Here is a 17584-nt window from a genome sequence, read left to right as displayed (position 1 = left end):
GCGATCGCCCGAGGACCAGGTGAAGGTAGCGACCTCTCCGGGCCTTGTCGAAGTTGCGTTCTCCCTGTCCAAGTGGCCTCTCGCACACGGGAGTCAACAGCAGGCACCCCCCCTGCTGAGCGTTCCTCCCCGACGCGCTCCGGGGCCCGGCCCGGCAGGTCAGCCGGGCCAGGTCCCGGTCACCCGGCGGATCGCCGTGGCGCCGGAGCGGTCGACGGCCGCTCTCACGGTGGCGAAGATGGCGCCCTGCAGCGCGGCGGCGATGAGGACCTCGCGCCAGGTGCGCTCCTCGTCCGTGGCGTCAGGGGCGTCGTCCTCGTGGCCGAGCTTCTTCCACACCTGCCTGAACAGCACTCCGGAGATCATGCCGGTCGCGGCGCCCAGCGCCAGGCCGAACGGCTTGTAGGCGACCTTCGAGGCCTTCATCGACGTGCCTTCCTGCGTCGGCGCATCACCGCCGCGGCCAGCAGCCCGACTCCGGCGGCGGCGAGCAGCGCGACGCGGTTCTCCCGCGCCGTGCGGGTGGCCTGGCCGGCCCGCTGCTTCAGGGGTTCGGGTGCCTTCTCCTGCACCAGGTGCGCGGTGTGCACGGTCTTGTCGCGAACCTGAGCCGCCGTGCTGCCGGCCTTCTCCCGTACGGGCTCGGGAGTCTTCTCCCGCACGGCCTGAGCGGCGTGGGCGGCCTTGTCCCGCACCTGGGTCGCGACATGGCCCGCCCTGTCCTTCACGGCGGCGGCCGTGTCGTGCGCCGTGGCCCTGATGTCGGTCTTCGCGGCGAGCGCGTCGACCGTGGCTCCGAGCTGCTCCCGGGTCTGCTGCACCTTCTCTCGCTGCTTCTCGGTCGCTTCGGCGCCGTTGTTCTGCGGTTCGTGCCGGGACGGGGTCATCGCTTCGCCCTCCTTGTCGATCTTTCGTGCACGGTCTTCCGACCCCCGTGTCTGCGCGCGTACCCGGCCTGGCCCGGTCCACACGGCCCGGAGCCGTCACGGACGGGCACTTCCGGCGCTCACCACGTACGCTCGAAACAGGCTCCCGAAGGGGATGGGGCGTATGTGTCGCTGGCTCGCCTATTCAGGTACGCCGATGCTGCTCGACACCGTGCTCTACCGTCCCGAACACTCCTTGATCAATCAGAGTCTCCACGCCAGGATGGGTGTCGAGACGACCAACGGTGACGGTTGCGGCCTCGGCTGGTACAGCACGGACGGGGACGGGACGCCGGCCGTGTTCCGCGATGTCGGGCCGGCCTGGAACAACCGCAACCTGCGCGAACTCTCGGCGCATGTCCGCTCCCCCCTGTTCTTCGCCCACGTCCGGGCCTCGACCGGCTCGGCGGTCCAGCAGACCAACTGCCACCCCTTCCGGCACGGCCGGTGGATGTGGATGCACAACGGGGCCATCGCGGACTTCCCCCGCCTGCAGCGCGACCTCTGCATGGCGGTCGACCCGGCGCTCTTCCCCTCCATCGAGGGATCGACGGACTCCGAGGTGATGTTCTACCTGGCCGTCACCTTCGGCCTCGACCAGGACGTCCCGGGCGCGGTGGCCCGTATGGTGGGCACGGTGGAGCACCTCGGCAGGGAACACGGCGTGCCCGATCCGATGCAGATGACGGTGGCGGTGAGCGACGGGGAGCGCGTCTGGGCGTTCCGGCACTCCAGTGAGGGAAAGTCCCGCTCGCTCTTCTACAGCAGCAGGGCCGAGGCGGTCCGGCGCCTTCACCCCGAGATCCACTATCTCAGCGAGATCTCCGACGACACCCGCATCGTCGTCTCCGAGCCCCTGGGCGACCTGCCGGGCGTGTGGAACGAACTGCCGGAGTCCAGTTACGCGGTGATCCCCTCCGGTCCGGAGACCGACTACCTTCCGTTCGTTCCGGAGTTGCCGTAGGCGTGGCCGTAAAGGCAGCCGTCGCCAGCCGAGAGCGGGCCGCGGCCGGTGGTCGGCGGCCGGTGCGCTTGTCCGTGGCGGCGCGGGGCAGACGGGTCGCATGACCGTACCCAAGACCAGTGTCCTCGTCCTCGACAGCACCGACCCCGAACCCCTCGCACAGTTCTACGCGGCCCTGCTGGCCGCCACCGTGGAGCCGGCCGACGGCGATCCCGATCTGCTGCTCGTCTCCGGCGACGCCGGAGTGGTCCTCGGGATCCGCCGTGACCTCGGACAGGCGCCGCCGAGCTGGCCCCGCCCCGAGGACTCGCTCCAGGCCCACCTGCAGTTCTTCGTGGCCCACGACGCGCTCGACGCGGCGGAGCGCGAGGCGGTCTCGCTCGGTGCGCGCCCCGTCGCGGCGGTGCGCGACGGTACGCGGTCCGACCGGCGTACCGACCTGCGCCGCTACACCGATCCGGCCGGGCACTCCTTCGTCCTGGCCGCTCGATCCGCCGACGGCTCTCGTCAGACGGTGTGAACTCCCCCTGTCGGTCCGGTGGTTCGGTGCGGCTGACGTGGAGGGTCAGAGACGGACGACGACGAGGGCGATGTCGTCGCGAGCGCCTCCGGCGACCCCCAGCCGTGCGAGCAGTTCGTCGGCGAGCAGCTCCGGGTCATGGCCGTGGAGGTCGCCGAGCGCGGCGGTGAGCCGGTCCAGGCCGTGGTCGATGTCCTCGTCGCGGCGTTCGATCAGCCCGTCCGTGTAGAGGACGAGCGTGTCTCCGGGGCGGTAGGAGGTGCCGGACTGCGGCCGGAGCACATGCTCCGGCCTGGCTCCCAGCGGCGGGTCCGTGGCCTGATCCAGCAGCTCGCAGGTGCCGTCCGCGTGCAGAAGCACCGGTGGCGGGTGACCGGCGCTGGAGTAGACGACCAGCTGGGACCTGGTGTCCACGAACGCCATCACCGCGGTGGCGGCGAGCGCCCCCTCGATGGAGCGGGCGTACATCCCCAGCACCTCCAGGGCCTGCGCGGGCCCCGCCACCGACCGGCCGGCGGCGGACAGGGCGCTGCGGAGCATGCCCATGACCGTGGCGGCTTCCAGGCCGTGGCCGACGACATCACCCACGGCGACCGTGAAGCGTCCTTCGTCCAGGTCGACGGTGTCGTACCAGTCGCCGCACACGTTCAGCGAGCCGATGGCCGGCAGGTAGCGCACGGCGACATCCGAATGCCGGGCCAGGTCCGGGGAGTGCAGCATCGCCTCCTGCAGCGCGAGCGCGACCTCCCGTTCCCGGGTATGCGCACGGCGCAGCTCCTCGTTCAGGAGCTGCAGTTCCCGCGCCCGGGCGTACAGCTCGGCCTCCACCCCGTCCTCGCTCTGGTTCTCGTTCCCGTTGCCGTTCTCGTCCCCGCTCGAGCTTTCGCTCTCGCCGCCGTCCTCCTTCCCGCTCCCCGTCTCGTTCCCGCTTCGGCCTCCCCTCCCGGGCAGCTGCTCGCCCTCGGCGGAACGGTGGAACCGGCGGGCACGGACGAACGAGGTCACGTCCTCCACCCGGTGGATGATCCATGCCACCTGTCCGTCCGGACGGGTGACGGGGGCGTTGACCGGGGACCACCAGCGCTCCTCGAACACTCCGGGGCGCTCGGTCACGGGGATGTCGTACTTCTGCAGCGCCATGATGTCCGTCTGGCCCGTGGCAAGCACCCGCCCCAGCGACGCCCCGAGATTGCTCACACCGTCCGCGTCGGGGTCCGCGGGGTTGTCGGGGAAGGCCTCGAACAAGGGCTGGCCCAGCAGCTCCTCACGGCTGCGTCCGGTCGCCCGCAGGTACGCCTCGTTGACATCGACGATCACCAGATCCGGTGACAGCACCAGATACGGGCTCGGCGTCGCGGTGAACAGCGCCCTGTAATCGATCTCCAGCTCCACGGCCCACCGGCTCCTCTTCCCGGGGATGCCTCTGTCGCCAACCTACTCAGCCCTCCGGCCATCCGCGCGCCAGCACACCGCTACGGCTCAGTTGTGTGGACGACCCGACCCGCCTGGTGACGAAGCGCTCAGCCGCGGGTCTGGGCATGGTCCACGGTGGCGAGGCGGCGGCTGTACTGGATCACGTCGTACTTCTGGTCACCGGTGACCACGACCTCGGCGCGCGACGGCGTGGCGGGGAAGAAGTCGTCGGCACGCACCGGGGTGCGGGCGGCCACGTACGCCTGACCGGGAGGGAACGCGTACATGGTGAACCGCGTCTGTTCCGACGCGACCACACCCCGGGGGTACTCGGCGGCGCGAGGATAGGCCGTCGTGTGGACGGCGACCGACGTCACCCCGTCCGCGGGACGGACGATCCGCGCGTTCGGGGCGGGGCGGGTGTGCGCGCCCGCCGGGTTGTGGATCCAGCCCTTCTGCCCACCGAACCAGATGGCCGTCCAGTCTCCTCGCACGTCGGCGACCACGAACTCCTGCCCCCACATCGCGGTGGCTCCCCAGTCGTCGATGCGCTCGGTTCCCGCCGACCCGTCCGGATGGAGCGCGGGATCGGAGACGAGCGGAGCATCGGCACGCGGCGCCGTGCGGACGTAGAGGAAGTTCGAAGGCTGGTTCTGCGTACGACACTTGGGATCGCACACCCGGACCGCCTGCGGGTTCCCGCCGTACTCCGGGGCGATGCCGACCGCTTGCCCGATCCCGATGCTCCCGCCGCCCGCGCGCCCTTCGGCCCCGGGCTCCCGGCGGTCGCCTGCGCCGAGAAGAGCCATGAACTTCTCCCAGTCCCAGTAGGGGCCGGGGTCCCAGTGGGCGTCGGGCGCGCGGGCCGGACGCGGTGGGAGGACGTTGTCGTGCCCGACGATGTGCCTGCGGTCGAGCGGGACGTCGAAGCGCCGTGCCAGATAGGTCACCAGCGCGGCCGTCGCCTTGTACTGGGCCGGGGTGAACCAGGTAGGCCCCTGGGCGGCGTAACCCTCCATCTCGATGCCGACGCCGTGCAGGTTGACCCAGTAGTTCCCGGCGTGGAAGGCGATGTCCTTGGTGGCGACCATCTGGGTCGCAGCGCTGCCGTCGGCCTTCATCACGTAGTGCGCGGAGACCCCGCTGGACGGGTCCTGGAACCAGCTGATTCCCGCGTCGTAGGGCCCCTCGATGTCATGGATGACGATGAAGTCGACGTCGATGCCGTTGGAATTCCGCGCGGACACCTGGTAGTTCGAGGCGGCGGCCGGGACGAACCGGCAGTTCAGCTCGGTGGGGCACTCCGGCACCTCCGTCGCGGGAAGCGTCCGCAGCCTCAGGGACGCGAGCTGTGACGTCGCCGGACGAACGGCCGGCCTCTTCGCCAGCGTCACCGTCTGGCCGTCCTCGCGCACCCTCTGCGCGCCCGTACGGATCACGCTGAACACGCCGTCGGCGAACCGGCCGGCCGTCGCGGTGTCGGCCGCCTGGCTGTAGCGCGCCACGGCCCCGTACCAGCTGCCGGGATCCGGCGAGGCCCCCCGGGTGATCTGCCGTTGGTACGAGGCGAGGAGGGCGGCGCCACCTCGGAGGTTCTGCCGCTCGTCGGTCTTGAGGGTCCGTGGTGCGACGCCGATCAGTGCGGAGGCGGCCTGCACGGTGTGCTCGGAGGGGTCGTCGGTGCCGGTGGTGTCCACGGGCCCTTCGCCCGGGCGGTGGGCGTACGTCCTCCCGGACGTCGTGTCCGTCAGGTGCATCGGTCCGTAGCCGCCCTTGGTACTCGGGCGGCCCTGGTTGCCCTCCCACCAGGAGGCCTCGTGGCTGACCCCGAGGAGCACATCCTTCGGTACGCCGAACTCCGCGGCCGCCTGCTCGGCCGCCCGCTCGAAGTCACTCGGCGTCGCATCGGACGGCCGGGCGGTCCCGGCGCCGGCGCACCCCCAGATGAGGGCCACTGCCACACCCGTCGCGCCGAGACGCCGCTGCCCCCTGTGTCTTCTGGCCACACCACGTCCCATTCGCTTCGGCGGTCGGAGTCGTCGTCGAGGCCGGTCCAGCGGCCGCCACAATCCTTGGGGCGACAGCTTTACGTTCCGGCCGACACGCCGCATGCGTGCGGGTCCGTCACCGCACCGGAGCAGTCGCCGGCCACGACACGACGAGTCCCACCGGGAGCGAGGTGGCGCGGGCGGTCAGAGTCCGGCGATGTCCCGTGCCCTCTTGAGTACGGAGTCGAGCGCGTCCACCCCGGCGTCGCGACGCCGGGCCTCGGCCGCCCGGTCCGCCGGCACGAGCCGCTCGGCGACCTGCACGGCGTGGGCGTCCGGATCACCGAAGGCGACCCGCGGATGCTCTCCCGTCTCCGCGCAGTGCGCCGTGACCTCCTTGACCGCCCGCAGCACGACTGCCCGGTCCACGCCCGGTTGCCTGGCCAGCCGAACCTGGAAACGCGCCATCCACTTCTCGCGGTCCTTCTCCGCCGCCGCGTCCGTCGTCTCGTTCTTCTTCGCCACGTGCTCTCCCGGGTGTGGTCGGCGGACGTCCTCCGGAGAACGAGACGTCAGAACGTCCCAGCGGGTTGCCCCGGCAAGGTCAGCGGCGGCGCTTGAAGGTGCGGCCGGCCCCGACACCCGCCACGTGAAGGGCGAGGGCGGTCAACCCGAGCAGCATCACGTTCGCCGAGGAGAAGACGTCGTTGGTACCGATGTCCGCGGCGTTGATCAGCCAAGCGATGAAGAACAGGACCGCAGCCACTATGCCAAGCATGAACAGCTCCTCTCGAAGGGTGCTGTCCGTCTGCCCCCGCATCGCCGGTCCACGCCGAGGGCGAGGCTTCGACCGGCGACAGACCGGGGCGCCCTGGTCCACCGCGGCCGCGGGCTTCGCGGTCAGCGCACCCTGCCCCGGGGCTTCAGGTGGGTCGGGGGGAGTTCCGGGGAGGGGATCGGGAGGCCGTCGTAGCCCTTCACCTCGCCGAAGCGGGTGCCCGTCATCCAGTCCTCCCGGGCCTGCGCGATCTCCTCGTGCGACCGGCCGATCCAGTTCCAGAACATGACGATCTCCTCCTCGAACGGCTCGCCGCCCAGGAGCATCAGGCCCGCGTCCGAGGTCGCGCGCAGGGGGAGTTCGGTGCGGCCGCAGCCGAGGTAGAGCATCGAGCCCGGGAGGACGGGGACGCCGTCGACGTGGGCCTCCCCGGACATGGACAGGACCGCGTACTCGAAGTCCGGATCCAGGGGGAGACTCGCCTCCGTGCCCGCCGTCAGGGCGAGGTCCGCGCCGATCAGGGGGGTGTAGGTGGTGCCGGGCGAGGCGGCGCCGTCGAGTTCGCCGAGGATCACGGTGGCCGTGAGGCCGGGGGCCGTGACCTGAGGGAGGTCCGCGTGGTGCTGGAAGTGGGGTTCGACGTGGCGGTGGGCGTCCGGGAGCGCGACCCAGAGCTGGGCCCCGTGGAGGAAGCGCGCGTGCGAGCGGGGGCTCTCCTCGGAGTGGGAGATCGCCCGGCCCGAGGTCATCAGGCCCAGTTCCCGGGGGCGGATCGTCTCCAGGCTGCCCGTGCTGTCCCGGTGCAGGACCTCGCCCTCGTGGAGCCAGCTCACCGTCTGGAGTCCCATGTGCGGGTGCGGCGGAACCTGCATTCCGGGCTCGTCCGCGATGTCGTCGGGACCGTAGTGGTCGACGAAGGCCCAGGCGCCCACCATGCGGCGGCCGAGGTTGGGGAGCAGACGGCGGACCTCGGTCGACTCGCCGAGCTGGACGTGACGGGGGCTGAGGAGTTCCCGGACCGGCTCGGCGACGACGAAGCCGCGGCCGCCGCACACGGTGAGGGCGGCCTGACGATCTAGATTGCTCATGCCAGTCAACCTATTCCTCTCACGGGACGAGGTGGGCGTGTCTCCACCCGGAAATAGTAGTGGAATGTTCAATCATCTTGCGATGTTGACGACGACGGCACCACCCCACCGGGTGGCAGGGTATGGACGCCACGAGGGAGCGCGAGTGAACGACACGTACTACGAGTTCGGCACGGCCGGCGAGCGCTGGGACCGCGCCCGGTTCTTCTTCGAGGCCAAGGAGTACCAGTCGGCGGCGCGCATCCTGCGCGGTCTCGTCGCCGAGCACCCCGAACAGACCGCCCAGCGCCTGCTGCTGGCCCGCGCGTACTACCACTCCGCCCAGCTGTCCCGTGCCGAGACCGAGCTGCGCGCCGTGCTCGACCGCGACCCGGTGGAGCACTACGCCCGGCTCATGCTCGGCCGCACCCTGCAGCGGCAGGGCCGCCCCGCCGAGGCCGCCCCGCACCTCCGGCTCGCCGCCGCCATGAGCGGCGACCTGCCGGAGTAGGCCCTTGAGCCGGTCCCGCGGCGGCCTTCGATAGGGTCGTCGCGGGAGGTTCGGCCGTGCGTACGGGACGAGTGGGACGGAGCCGCATGCGAGCGGGAGGTGCCGTCGCGCACCTGATGCTCGTGGTGGTGCTCGCCCTCGGCGTCTTCGTGATGCACGCGGTCGGCCACCCGGAGAGCGCCTCGGACACGGGGACGGACGGCATGTCGCACGTCTCCGCCCCCGTCCACGACGCCCCCGTCCACCCCCCGGGCACCGAGGCTCCCGCCGCCCCGTCGCACGACTCCGGCATGGCGACGGACATGAGCACGCTCTGCGTGGCCGTCCTCGGGGTCTGGGCTCTCGCCCGGCTGGTCCTCGCCGCCCTCGGACGGCGTCCCGACCGGCTGGTCCGGCTGCTCGGCCGGCTCACCCGGTCGCTCGCCCCGAACGCCCCGCCACCCATATCTCCCGGCCTCGCTCAGCTGTCGATCCTGCGGATATAGGCCGAACCGCCACCGCGGGCGCGCCTCGCGCTGCCCGCACACGCGCCGCTTCGACCCTTCCGAACCTTCACAGCACACGAGGTGTGACAGACATGCGTACGTTCGACCATCCCACCGCCCGGAAGCTCACGCTGACCGGCGCCGCGGCCGTCGCGGCCCTGCTGCTCGCCGCCTGCGGCTCCGCCGGAGACTCCGCGAACGACGCGGCCGGCGGGACGAAGCCGGGCGCCGCGGCCTCGGCTCCCGGCTCCTCCGCGGCCGGCGCGTTCAACGACGCGGACGTGGCGTTCGCCCAGGCGATGATCCCGCACCACCAGCAGGCCCTGGAGATGGCGAAGCTCGCCGAGGGCAGGGCGGAGGACGCCGGCGTCAGGAAGATCGTCGCCGACGTCGAGAAGGCCCAGGACCCGGAGATCCGGACGATGAGGTCCTGGCTCAAGTCCTGGGGCAAGCCCGAGTCGGCGGGCGAGGGCGGTCACGGCGGCGGACACGGCAGTGGCCACGCCATGGCCGGGATGATGTCCGAGCAGGACATGAAGGAGCTGGAGTCCCTCCGGGGCAAGGCCTTCGACCGGAAGTTCGCCGAGCTGATGATCGCCCATCACGAGGGGGCGGTCGAGATGGCGAGGACCGAGCAGACGGACGGCCGCGACGCCACGGCGAAGAAGCTCGCCGACGACGTCGTACGGACCCAGTCCGCCGAGATCGCCGAGCTGAAGAGGATCCTCGACCGGCTCTGACCCGGGCGCGGGCCTGCGGCGCCCCGGATTCCGGGGTGCCGCAGGCCCGCCGTACGGGGGCTCAGGCGCCCGTACGCGTGTGGACGATGTCGCCGCCCACGACGACGGTCTCGGCCACCGTCCCCGGGATCTCCTCGGGGTCGACGCGGAGGATGTCGCGGGAGAGGACGACGAAGTCGGCGAGCTTGCCGACGGTCAGCGAACCCCGCTCGTCCTCCAGGAAGTTGGCGAAGGCGGACCCCATGGTGTAGCCCTCGACGGCGGTCGCGACGTCGATCGTCTCCTCCGGCGTCCAGGGCTCTCCCCCGCCGTGCAGCGGACGGCGGGTGACGGCTGTGTAGATGCCGACCATGGGGTCCATCTCGGCGACGTTCCAGTCGCTGGAGAGGGCGAGGACGGCCCCTGCGGCATGGAGGCTGCGCAGCGGCCACGCCTTGTGCCAGCGGTCGGGGCCGATGTTCTCGGCCCAGTCCTGGCCGGGGCCCGCGATGTCGGGTGCGGCATGGCGGGGCTGCATGCAGGCGACGACACCGAGTTCGGCGAAGCGCGGGGTGTCGGCCGGGTCGAGACACTCCACGTGGACGACCTGATGGCGGGCGTCGCGCGGCCCGTTGGCGGCGCGGGCTCGGGCGACGGCGTCGAGGACCGTGCGGATGCCGCGGTCGCCGGTGGCGTGGACGAAGCACTGGAAGCCGCGCGCGTCGAGCCCGGTGAGCAGCGCGGCGAACTCCTCCGGCGGGTAGAAGGTGTCGCCGCGGTGGTGCCCGCAGCCCGCGTACGGCTCCAGGAGCGCGGCCGTGCGGGGTTCGACGACGTCGTCGATGTACAGCTTGAGCGGTCCGACGCGCAGCCGGTCGTCGGCGAACGTACGGGCGGCGGCGGCGAACTCGTCCAGTTCGGCGTCGGTGGTGCCGCGCGGGTGGAAGAGCGCGGCGACGATCCGGGAACGGAGCCGGCCCTCGGCGCGGGCGCGCTCGAAGAGGGCGAGGTCGTCCAGGGAGTTCTGCGGTTCGACGACGGTGGTGATGCCGAACGCGATCGCGTCGTCCAGGCTCTTGGCGAGCCGGCCGTACTGGCGGTCGGGCGAGGCCCACGGGAGGCCGAGCTCCCGCAGCGCACGGTGGCCGGCCCGGGAGAGGCCCTTGATCGCGAAGTCCTTGACGAAGCCGGTCGGTTCGCCGGTCCCGGGGTCGATGACGGCGGTGCCGAACGGCAGGTCCGTGCGGTCGCGGGTGACGTCGAGCGCGCGCAGGGCGGCGGTGTTGAGCCAGGCGGTGTGCACGTCGTAGCTGAGCACGAGGGCGGGCGTGTCCCCGGTGACGGGGTCGAGGTCGGCGGCGGTGGGCATGCGCCCGCCGGGTATCGCGGAGTAGTCGAACGCCTCGGCCTCGATCCAGGCGGCTTCGGGGTGGGCGGCGCGCCAGGTGGCGATGCGCTCGTGGATCGCGTCGAGGGTACGGGCCCCGGCGAGTTGGACGCAGGCGTCGTCGGAACCGAGGCGTACGTGGTTGTGGGCGTCGACGAAGCCGGGCAGGACCAGGCGGCCGCCCGCGTCGAGGACCGTGGTGCCGGGACCGGTCCAGCGCGTGGCGTCGGCGTCCGTGCCGAGCCAGACGATGCGTCCGTCGCGCACGGCGAGCGCCTCGGCCTCGGGCAGCCGGGGGTCGACGGTGTGGATGCGGGCCCCGGTGAGCACGAGGTCGGCGGGGATTGCGCTGTTCATGAGGGGGCGAACTCCAGTTCCTGGCAAAGGTGTCACGGCTGTACGGGGGTGGCGGCGCGGCGCGCGAGGAGGACGTACACGAGCGCGGAGACGAGTGCACCGAGGAGGGTGAGGTCGGCGCCGCCGAGCGGGGCGACGAGGGGGCCGGTCCAGAGTTCGGAGTCGCAGGTGAGGGCGGCGAAGACCATCCCGGCGAGCAGCGCGGTCGTTCCCGCGGGGCTCCATCCGGAGCGGTACCAGTAGCCGCCGCGCTCGCCGGCGTGCAGGGCGTCGGAGTCGTAGGTGCAGCGGCGCAGGACCATGTCGGCGAGGAAGACCCCGCCCCAGGGGGCGAAGACGATGATCAGGAGGGAGAGGAAGGCGAGCAGAGAGGTGGTGAAGTCGGTGAGGAAGAGGGCACCGAGGGAGCCGACGGCGGTGACGGCGGCGCTGATCACGATGGCGCGCGAGCGGCTCCAGGGGATGCCGAGGACCTGGAGGTTCAGGCTGGAGGAGTAGAGCGTGATGATCGAGTTGGTGACCGAGCCGCCGAGGATCAGGGCGAGGAAGAGCGGCTGGAACCAGCTCGGGAGCAGTCCCTCGGCCCCGGCGACCGCGTCGGTCATGTCGGCCTGGGTCGCGGCGGCGACGCCTGCGATGCCGAGGGCGACGGAGGAGAGGAAGCCGCCGAGCCCACCGCTCCAGGTGAGGGCCTTGAGTGAGGTGGTGCGCGGCAGGTAACGGGTGTAGTCGGCGGGCATCGGGACGTACGAGATGGGGCCGGCGAGCACGACGACGAACGCGAGGCTCCAGCCGGCGGCGCCGGGCCCCTCGGCCGGGGCGGTGGTGTCGGCGCCGGGCAGCACGAAGACGAGCAGGGCGGCGAACCCGAGCGCGAGGGCGTAGGCCATCCAGCGTTCGGCGAACTGGACCGTGGCGTGACCCCACAGGGCGACGGCGAAGGTCATCGCGAGCGTCACGAGCAGGGCGACGGCTCGTGCGGTGTGGCCGCCCGTGGCCCAGCCGAGGTCGGCGAGGAGGGCTTCGAGGGCGAGGGTGCCGACAACGGTGTTGACGATGGTGTAGCCGATGCTGACGACCCAGTTGAGGAGTCCGGCGGGCCAGTTCCCGCGCACCCCGAAGGCCGCGCGGGAGATCACGAGGGTGGCGGTGCCGGTGCGGACGCCGCTGAGCCCGGCCGCGCTGATCGCGAAGAAGGAGAGGCCGCCGATGACGACGGCCGCGGTGGCCTGCCAGAAGGAGAGGCCGAAGGCGACGGCGAGGGCGCCGTTGATCACGTAGGTGAAGGTGAGGTTGGAGCCGAACCAGAGCCAGAACAGGTCCTTGGCGCCGCCGTGGCGCTCGGCGTCCGGAATGGGGTCGATGCCGTGGCCCTCGACCTGGAAGACCTCGTCGCGGCCGGCGTCCGCCGTTCTCTCCTGGTGCAGCATGCCCACTCCCAGACTTTGAATGGTGTTCTAGAACTTAGAACAGCATTCAAGATGTGGGAGAGATGACGGCCGCGTCAAGACCTCCGGGCCCTGCGGTTAAAGTCGTGACCTGGCGGGTGACGGGGATGGAGGCGGCACGGGTGGCAGGGTCAGCACGACGGCGCGACGGGCACATCGCCCAGGAGCGGATGCTCGAGGAGGCCATGGCGGCCATCGCCGAGAACGGTCTCGCGGCGCTCACCATGTCGGCGCTGGCCGAGCGCCTGGGGACCAGCGGCGGCCACATCCTGTACTACTTCGGCAGCAAGGACCTGCTGCTGCTCGCCGCGCTGCGCTGGAGCGAGGCGGCCCTCACCGAGGAGCGTCGGGCGCTGCTCGGCCGGCGGCTGACGGCGGAGCGCAAGCTCGACCTGTTCCTGCGGCTCTATCTGCCGCAGGGTCCGCGCGATCCCCGGTGGATGCTCTGGATCGAACTCTGGGCGCGCACCCAGGGGAACGACACGCTGCGCGAGGCGCAGCAGGAGCTGGATAGGGGCTGGCAGGAGGACCTGGAGGCCCTGCTCGCGAAGGGTGTGACACAGGCCCGGTTCGCGCCCATGGACGCGGCCGAGGTGACCGAGCGCGCCTCCGAACTCCTCGCACTCCTCGACGGTCTCAGCACCCGCATGGTGCTGGGCCAGGAGTACGGCCCCGACCCGCGCCCGGCGATCGACACGGCTCGGGCGGCGGCCGCGCGGCTGATCCCGCGGGCTGATCCCGCGGGCTGATCCCACGGGCTGAGGTCGCGGGCTGAGGTCGCGCGACTGATCCCTCGGGGGGTGAGCGGCGGCTACGCACCGGCGGCGGTCGGCGGGTCCTCCCACGGGAGCGGCCCGACGGCGCTGTACGGCCACTCGAGGGCGTCGGGGTGGCGCCTCATCTGGTCGGCGTACCAGCGGATCTGCTCGGCGTGGAGTCCGGGGCGGGACAGCTTGGCGACGGCGGGATAGGAGTCCGCGATCACCCGGGCGAGGGCGAGGGACGCCTCGGCGTCGGAGGCCGCGTCTCCGGGGCGGGCGTGCGGGACGCCGTACCACGCGGTGACGGCCCGCAGGGAGCGGCTGCCGGGGCGGTAGCGGTCGGCGTGGCGGTCCAGGACGAGCGGGTCGCAGACGGGGGCCACTCCGTGCGGGAGCCGGGCGGTGAGGGGGGCCAGGTCATGGCGCCGGAGCTCGGCGTGGAGGGTGGTCAGGACGTGGGGGGCGAACCAGACGACCAGCACCTCGTTCGCGGCCAGGTGACCGGCGAGGACGGTCGTGAGCTCGTCGAGCGCGCGGGCAGCGGGGGCGCCTTCGGCGCGGGCGCGCTCGACGGCGGCGCCGAGTCCCGCCCCGCCGTCCGGATCGAGGAGATCGGATCCAGGATCCAGGATCCAATCTCCGTTGCCCGCGCCGTCGCTCGTCCGTACCGAAGCGGCGAGGATCCGGTCCACGGCCGCCCGGTATCCGGTGGTCACGATGTCCACCGCCATGAGGCGGCGGCGGTGCCAGCCCGGCAGGTCCTGCCGGGCCGGCGGTCCGTCCTCGGGCACGTGCCCCGGATGGAAGACCTCCCAGCCGTCCTTGGGGCCGTGGCCGTGGCGCAGCACCCCCGTCCCCGCCGGCACGACGGACCCGCAGACCGCGCAGCGGCCGTCGTAGGCGTTGGTGAGGTCGGGGGCGCCGGGACTCATGCCGTGGTCGCGCCGTCCCGGTACGCCTCGAGGAGCCGCAACCAGGCCTCGCTCAGGGTCGGATACGCCGGAACGGCGTGCCAGAGGCGGTCGATCGGCACCTCCCCCGCGACGGCGACGGTGGCCGAGTGGAGCAGCTCTCCGATGCCGGGCCCCACGAAGGTGACGCCGAGGACGATCTCGCGTTCCAGGTCGACGACCATCCGGGCGTGGCCGCGGTAGCCGTCGGCGTACAGCCCGGCACCCGCAACGGAGGTGAGGTCGAGGTCGACCGCGCGGACCCGGCGACCGGCGCTCTCGGCCTCGGCGAGGGAGAGCCCGACCGCCGCGGCCTCGGGGTCGGTGAAGACGACCTGGGGTACGGCCGCGTGGTCGGCGGTGGCCGCGTGCGCGCCCCAGGGGGTGGCCGTCACGGAGGCGTCGTCGGCGGCGCGCGCGGCGATGGCCGCACCGGCGATCCGCGCCTGGTACTTGCCCTGATGGGTCATCAGGGCCCGCCGGTTGACGTCGCCGACGGCGTACAGCCAGTCGCTTCCCTCGACCCGGAGGCTGTCGTCCACCGAGAGCCACGAGCCGGGCTCCAGGCCGACGGTCTCCAGACCGATGTCGTCGGTGCGCGGGCTCCGGCCCGTCGCGAACAGGACCTCGTCGCCCTCGATCCGGTCGCCGCCCTCCAGGACGACGGTGACCGGGCCGGTGCCTCCGTCGCGTACCACGGCGGCGACGGACACGCCGGTGCGCACATCGGCGCCGCCCTCGGTCAGCGCGTCCGCGACGTGCTCGCCGACGAAGGACTCCATGCGCGGCAACAGCCCCTTGCCCCGCACCAGGACGGTCACCCGCGAGCCGAGCGCCTGCCAGGCGGTGGCCATCTCCGCCGCGACCACTCCCCCGCCGACCACGATCAGGTGGCCGGGAACGGTGTGTGAGCTGGTCGCCTCGCGGCTCGTCCAGGGCCGGGCCCCGGTCAGGCCGGGCAGCTCCGGCAGCGCCGCGCGGCTGCCGGTGCAGACGGCGACGGCGTGACGGGCCGAGAGGAGATGCCGATCGCCCTCGGGGCCTTCCACGACGACCTTCCGGGGGCCGGCGAGACGGCCGTGGCCACGGTAGAGGCGGGCCCCGGTGGACTCCAGCCAGTCGACGGCGCCGTCGTCCTTCCAGTCGGAGACGTAGTAGTCGCGGTGGGCCAGGACCGCCGCAGCGTCGAGCGGTCCCTGTACCAGCTGCCGGAGGCCGGGGACCTTGCGCGCGTCCGAGCGGGCGATGGCCGGGCGCAGAAGGGTCTTGCTCGGCATACAGGCCCAGTACGAGCACTCGCCGCCGACCAGTTCGCTCTCCACCACAGCCACGCTCAGACCGGCGGCCCTGACCCGGTCCACCACGTTCTCGCCCACGGGTCCCGCGCCCAGGACCACCACGTCGTACTCCTGCTCCACCTCATGTGTCATGAGCCCCAGTCTGCTGGCAGGTGTGCACCGTGGCCACAGGGGAAGGTGCGGCCCTGCACGCCCGCGACGAGGGCCGTGCACAGGAGCGGAACCGCGTGGAATAGCGCGACTCGATACGCCGTTGTGCGGGTCGAGTCCCCAGGGGACCGTGAGGACACCCACCAGGAGACCCGGAGAGGCAGAAAACATGAGCACTGTTGAGCTCACCAAGGACAACTTCGACCAGATCGTGAGCGACAACGAATTCGTTCTGATCGACTTCTGGGCTTCCTGGTGTGGTCCGTGCCGGCAGTTCGCACCGGTCTTCGAGGCGGCCTCCGAGCGCCATGAGGACCTGGTCTTCGCCAAGGTGGACACCGAGGCGCAGCAGGAGCTGGCGGCCGCCTTCGAGATCCGCTCGATCCCGACGCTGATGATCGTCCGCGACAACGTGGCCGTGTTCGCCCAGCCCGGCGCGCTGCCGGAGGCGGCGCTCGAGGACGTGATCGGTCAGGCGCGCAAGCTGGACATGGACCAGGTGCGCAAGTCGATCGAGGACGCCCAGCAACAGCAGCAGCAGTAACGGCGCGTCGCGGGGGGCGGTACGGGATCTCCCGTACCGCCCCCCGCGTGCGTGGTGTCCCTCGGAGGTCGGTACTCCTCGGGGTCAGCGCTCCAGGACCAGCGCGAGACCCTGGCCGACGCCGATGCACAGGGCCGCGAGTCCGGTACCCGAGCCGGCCGCCGCCAGCTGGTGCGCCACCGCGCCCGCGAGCCGTGCGCCGGAGGCGCCGAGCGGGTGCCCGATGGCGATGGCACCGCCGCGCGGGTTGACGACGGCGGGATCGAGATCCGGCCACTCGGCGAGGCAGCCGAGGGACTGGGCGGCGAAGGCCTCGTTGAGCTCGAACGTGGTCAGGTCGGCGAAGGACCGGTCCGCCTTCCCGAGCGCGCGCCGCACCGCCTCCACGGGCCCGAGCCCGAAGAGCTGAGGCTCGATGCCGGTGACGGCCGAGGCGCGGATCCGGGCGAGCGGCTCACGGCCGGTCTCCCGCAGCCCTTCCTCGTCGACCAGGAGCAGCGCGGCGGCACCGTCGTTGAGCGGCGAGGCGTTGCCCGCCGTGACCGTCCCGCCCTCACGGCGGAAGGACGGCTTCAGCTTGGCGAGCGCCTCCAGGGACGTGGTGTCGCGGATGCACTCGTCCCGGTCGAGTTCCACGCCCTCGTAGGGCACGACCTCGCCGTCGTACAGCCCCTTCGCCCACGCCTCGGCCGCCTTCTGGTGGCTGGCCAGGGCGAACGCGTCCTGCTGCTCGCGGGTGAGGGCGTGCTTGTCGGCGATCAGTTCCGCGCCCTCGCCGAGGCCGACGGTCCACTCGGCGGGCATCCTCGGGTTGGTCATCCGCCAGCCCAGCGTCGTGGAGTGGAGCTGCTGGTGGGCGGCCGGGAAGGCGCGCTCGGGCTTCTGGAGGACCCAGGGAGCGCGGGACATCGACTCGACGCCGCCCGCGACGGCCACGGAGGCGTCGCCCACGGCGATCGCGCGCGCGGCCTGGATCACCGCCTCCAGACCGGAGCCGCAGAGCCGGTTGACGGTGACACCGGGCACGGAGGTGGGGAGCCCGGCGAGCAGGACGGCCATCCGGGCCACGTCACGGTTGTCCTCGCCCGCGCCGTTGGCGTCGCCGAAGTAGACGTCGTCGATCCTGGCCGGGTCGAGGTCGGGCGACCGGTTCACGAGCGAGGCGACGACATGGGCGGCGAGGTCGTCGGGGCGTACGGAGGAGAGCGCGCCTCCGAACTTGCCGATCGGGGTGCGGACGGCGTCGACGATGTAGACGTCGCGGATGCTCATCGGTTCTCTCCCACGTGACCCTCGGGCGGGCTGTTGCGTACGGGCC

19 protein-coding genes are annotated in these 17584 nt (G+C 72.2%); 7 read left to right on the top strand and 12 right to left on the bottom strand.

Annotation, left to right across the window (positions count from 1 at the left end; all coding sequences use genetic code 11):
• Positions 1 to 159: 159 nt before the first annotated feature.
• Positions 160 to 426: a DUF4235 domain-containing protein gene (locus ACZ3IJ_RS02050; protein WP_467465706.1), complete on the bottom strand. Its 267-nt coding sequence runs from the start codon at positions 424 to 426 to the stop codon at positions 160 to 162.
• Positions 423 to 887, bottom strand: coding sequence for a DUF3618 domain-containing protein (locus ACZ3IJ_RS02045; protein ID WP_467465705.1), 465 nt, complete (start codon positions 885 to 887; stop codon positions 423 to 425). The genes ACZ3IJ_RS02050 and ACZ3IJ_RS02045 overlap by 4 nt, the downstream gene beginning before the upstream one ends.
• A 163-nt stretch (positions 888 to 1050) precedes the next feature.
• On the opposite strand from ACZ3IJ_RS02045, the gene ACZ3IJ_RS02040 reads away from it, so the two are divergent.
• Both ACZ3IJ_RS02040 and ACZ3IJ_RS02035 read left to right on the top strand, forming a co-directional pair.
• Entirely contained in the window at positions 1051 to 1890 is an 840-nt protein-coding gene (locus ACZ3IJ_RS02040; RefSeq protein WP_467465704.1) for a class II glutamine amidotransferase, read from the top strand.
• 100 nt (positions 1891 to 1990) lie between these two features.
• Positions 1991 to 2410 (top strand): VOC family protein, encoded by a 420-nt coding sequence (locus ACZ3IJ_RS02035; RefSeq protein WP_467465703.1) that lies wholly within the window; start codon positions 1991 to 1993, stop codon positions 2408 to 2410.
• A gap of 45 nt (positions 2411 to 2455) precedes the next feature.
• Here the strand turns inward: ACZ3IJ_RS02035 and ACZ3IJ_RS02030 are convergent, their stop codons facing one another.
• The 5 genes from ACZ3IJ_RS02030 to ACZ3IJ_RS02010 form a co-directional block, all read right to left on the bottom strand.
• The gene (locus tag ACZ3IJ_RS02030) at positions 2456 to 3802 is read right to left on the bottom strand and encodes a PP2C family protein-serine/threonine phosphatase (RefSeq protein ID WP_467465702.1); all 1347 of its coding nucleotides are present in this window, start codon (positions 3800 to 3802) and stop codon (positions 2456 to 2458) included.
• Positions 3803 to 3930: 128 nt separating this feature from the next.
• A complete protein-coding gene (locus ACZ3IJ_RS02025; RefSeq protein ID WP_467465701.1) occupies positions 3931 to 5778 on the bottom strand; it encodes an N-acetylmuramoyl-L-alanine amidase in 1848 nt (615 codons plus the stop codon).
• 237 nt (positions 5779 to 6015) lie between these two features.
• Positions 6016 to 6336 carry a hypothetical protein gene (locus ACZ3IJ_RS02020; protein ID WP_467465700.1) on the bottom strand — a complete coding sequence of 107 codons (321 nt, stop codon included), beginning with the start codon at positions 6334 to 6336 and terminating at the stop codon, positions 6016 to 6018.
• Between the two features lie 79 nt (positions 6337 to 6415).
• A complete protein-coding gene (locus ACZ3IJ_RS02015; protein ID WP_467465699.1) occupies positions 6416 to 6589 on the bottom strand; it encodes a hypothetical protein in 174 nt (57 codons plus the stop codon).
• 122 nt (positions 6590 to 6711) lie between these two features.
• A complete protein-coding gene (locus ACZ3IJ_RS02010; protein ID WP_467465698.1) occupies positions 6712 to 7677 on the bottom strand; it encodes a pirin family protein in 966 nt (321 codons plus the stop codon).
• Between the two features lie 145 nt (positions 7678 to 7822).
• Between ACZ3IJ_RS02010 and ACZ3IJ_RS02005 the strand changes: the two genes are divergently transcribed.
• The 3 genes from ACZ3IJ_RS02005 (at position 7823) to ACZ3IJ_RS01995 (ending at position 9392) form a co-directional block, all read left to right on the top strand.
• Positions 7823 to 8167: a tetratricopeptide repeat protein gene (locus tag ACZ3IJ_RS02005; protein WP_467465697.1), complete on the top strand. Its 345-nt coding sequence runs from the start codon at positions 7823 to 7825 to the stop codon at positions 8165 to 8167.
• 86 nt (positions 8168 to 8253) lie between these two features.
• Positions 8254 to 8652, top strand: a complete 399-nt coding sequence (locus ACZ3IJ_RS02000) for a DUF6153 family protein (RefSeq protein ID WP_467465696.1) — start codon at positions 8254 to 8256, stop codon at positions 8650 to 8652.
• A gap of 92 nt (positions 8653 to 8744) precedes the next feature.
• On the top strand, positions 8745 to 9392 hold the full coding sequence (locus ACZ3IJ_RS01995) for a DUF305 domain-containing protein (protein WP_467465695.1): 648 nt from the start codon (positions 8745 to 8747) through the stop codon (positions 9390 to 9392).
• A 61-nt stretch (positions 9393 to 9453) separates the two neighbouring features.
• Here the strand turns inward: ACZ3IJ_RS01995 and ACZ3IJ_RS01990 are convergent, their stop codons facing one another.
• Positions 9454 to 11115 carry an amidohydrolase gene (locus ACZ3IJ_RS01990; RefSeq protein ID WP_467465694.1) on the bottom strand — a complete coding sequence of 554 codons (1662 nt, stop codon included), beginning with the start codon at positions 11113 to 11115 and terminating at the stop codon, positions 9454 to 9456.
• A 32-nt stretch (positions 11116 to 11147) separates the two neighbouring features.
• Positions 11148 to 12545 (bottom strand): purine-cytosine permease family protein, encoded by a 1398-nt coding sequence (locus ACZ3IJ_RS01985; RefSeq protein ID WP_467465693.1) that lies wholly within the window; start codon positions 12543 to 12545, stop codon positions 11148 to 11150.
• A gap of 140 nt (positions 12546 to 12685) precedes the next feature.
• Between ACZ3IJ_RS01985 and ACZ3IJ_RS01980 the strand changes: the two genes are divergently transcribed.
• Positions 12686 to 13312, top strand: coding sequence for a TetR/AcrR family transcriptional regulator (locus ACZ3IJ_RS01980; RefSeq protein ID WP_467465692.1), 627 nt, complete (start codon positions 12686 to 12688; stop codon positions 13310 to 13312).
• Between the two features lie 62 nt (positions 13313 to 13374).
• Here the strand turns inward: ACZ3IJ_RS01980 and ACZ3IJ_RS01975 are convergent, their stop codons facing one another.
• Positions 13375 to 14256, bottom strand: a complete 882-nt coding sequence (locus ACZ3IJ_RS01975; protein ID WP_467465691.1) for a 3'-5' exonuclease family protein — start codon at positions 14254 to 14256, stop codon at positions 13375 to 13377.
• Complete coding sequence (locus ACZ3IJ_RS01970) at positions 14253 to 15704, bottom strand: dihydrolipoyl dehydrogenase family protein (RefSeq protein WP_467465690.1); 1452 nt, start codon at positions 15702 to 15704, stop codon at positions 14253 to 14255. The genes ACZ3IJ_RS01975 and ACZ3IJ_RS01970 overlap by 4 nt, the downstream gene beginning before the upstream one ends.
• Positions 15705 to 15891: 187 nt before the next feature.
• On the opposite strand from ACZ3IJ_RS01970, the gene trxA reads away from it, so the two are divergent.
• Positions 15892 to 16266 carry a thioredoxin gene (gene trxA, locus ACZ3IJ_RS01965; protein ID WP_352189661.1) on the top strand — a complete coding sequence of 125 codons (375 nt, stop codon included), beginning with the start codon at positions 15892 to 15894 and terminating at the stop codon, positions 16264 to 16266.
• An 84-nt stretch (positions 16267 to 16350) separates the two neighbouring features.
• On the opposite strand, the gene ACZ3IJ_RS01960 is transcribed toward trxA, so the two are convergent.
• Positions 16351 to 17538 carry a thiolase family protein gene (locus ACZ3IJ_RS01960; RefSeq protein ID WP_467465688.1) on the bottom strand — a complete coding sequence of 396 codons (1188 nt, stop codon included), beginning with the start codon at positions 17536 to 17538 and terminating at the stop codon, positions 16351 to 16353.
• Positions 17539 to 17584: the final 46 nt, after the last annotated feature.

The organism is Streptomyces sp. NPDC013317, assembly GCF_055563155.1.
This window is presented reverse-complemented; position numbering and strand designations above follow the sequence as displayed.

Excerpts from the sequence above, each read along its gene's own strand:
- ACZ3IJ_RS02050 (WP_467465706.1), bottom strand. The coding sequence starts at position 426 with ATGAAGGCCTCGAAGGTCGCCTACAAGCCGTTCGGCCTGGCGCTGGGC.
- ACZ3IJ_RS01960 (WP_467465688.1), bottom strand. The coding sequence starts at position 17,538 with ATGAGCATCCGCGACGTCTACATCGTCGACGCCGTCCGCACCCCGATC.
- ACZ3IJ_RS01975 (WP_467465691.1), bottom strand. The coding sequence starts at position 14,256 with ATGAGTCCCGGCGCCCCCGACCTCACCAACGCCTACGACGGCCGCTGC.
- ACZ3IJ_RS02015 (WP_467465699.1), bottom strand. The coding sequence starts at position 6,589 with ATGCTTGGCATAGTGGCTGCGGTCCTGTTCTTCATCGCTTGGCTGATC.
- ACZ3IJ_RS01970 (WP_467465690.1), bottom strand. The coding sequence starts at position 15,704 with ATGACACATGAGGTGGAGCAGGAGTACGACGTGGTGGTCCTGGGCGCG.
- ACZ3IJ_RS01990 (WP_467465694.1), bottom strand. The coding sequence starts at position 11,115 with ATGAACAGCGCAATCCCCGCCGACCTCGTGCTCACCGGGGCCCGCATC.
- ACZ3IJ_RS01995 (WP_467465695.1), top strand. The coding sequence starts at position 8,745 with ATGCGTACGTTCGACCATCCCACCGCCCGGAAGCTCACGCTGACCGGC.
- ACZ3IJ_RS01985 (WP_467465693.1), bottom strand. The coding sequence starts at position 12,545 with ATGCTGCACCAGGAGAGAACGGCGGACGCCGGCCGCGACGAGGTCTTC.
- ACZ3IJ_RS02010 (WP_467465698.1), bottom strand. The coding sequence starts at position 7,677 with ATGAGCAATCTAGATCGTCAGGCCGCCCTCACCGTGTGCGGCGGCCGC.
- trxA (WP_352189661.1), top strand. The coding sequence starts at position 15,892 with ATGAGCACTGTTGAGCTCACCAAGGACAACTTCGACCAGATCGTGAGC.
- ACZ3IJ_RS02045 (WP_467465705.1), bottom strand. The coding sequence starts at position 887 with ATGACCCCGTCCCGGCACGAACCGCAGAACAACGGCGCCGAAGCGACC.
- ACZ3IJ_RS02040 (WP_467465704.1), top strand. The coding sequence starts at position 1,051 with ATGTGTCGCTGGCTCGCCTATTCAGGTACGCCGATGCTGCTCGACACC.
- ACZ3IJ_RS02035 (WP_467465703.1), top strand. The coding sequence starts at position 1,991 with ATGACCGTACCCAAGACCAGTGTCCTCGTCCTCGACAGCACCGACCCC.
- ACZ3IJ_RS02000 (WP_467465696.1), top strand. The coding sequence starts at position 8,254 with ATGCGAGCGGGAGGTGCCGTCGCGCACCTGATGCTCGTGGTGGTGCTC.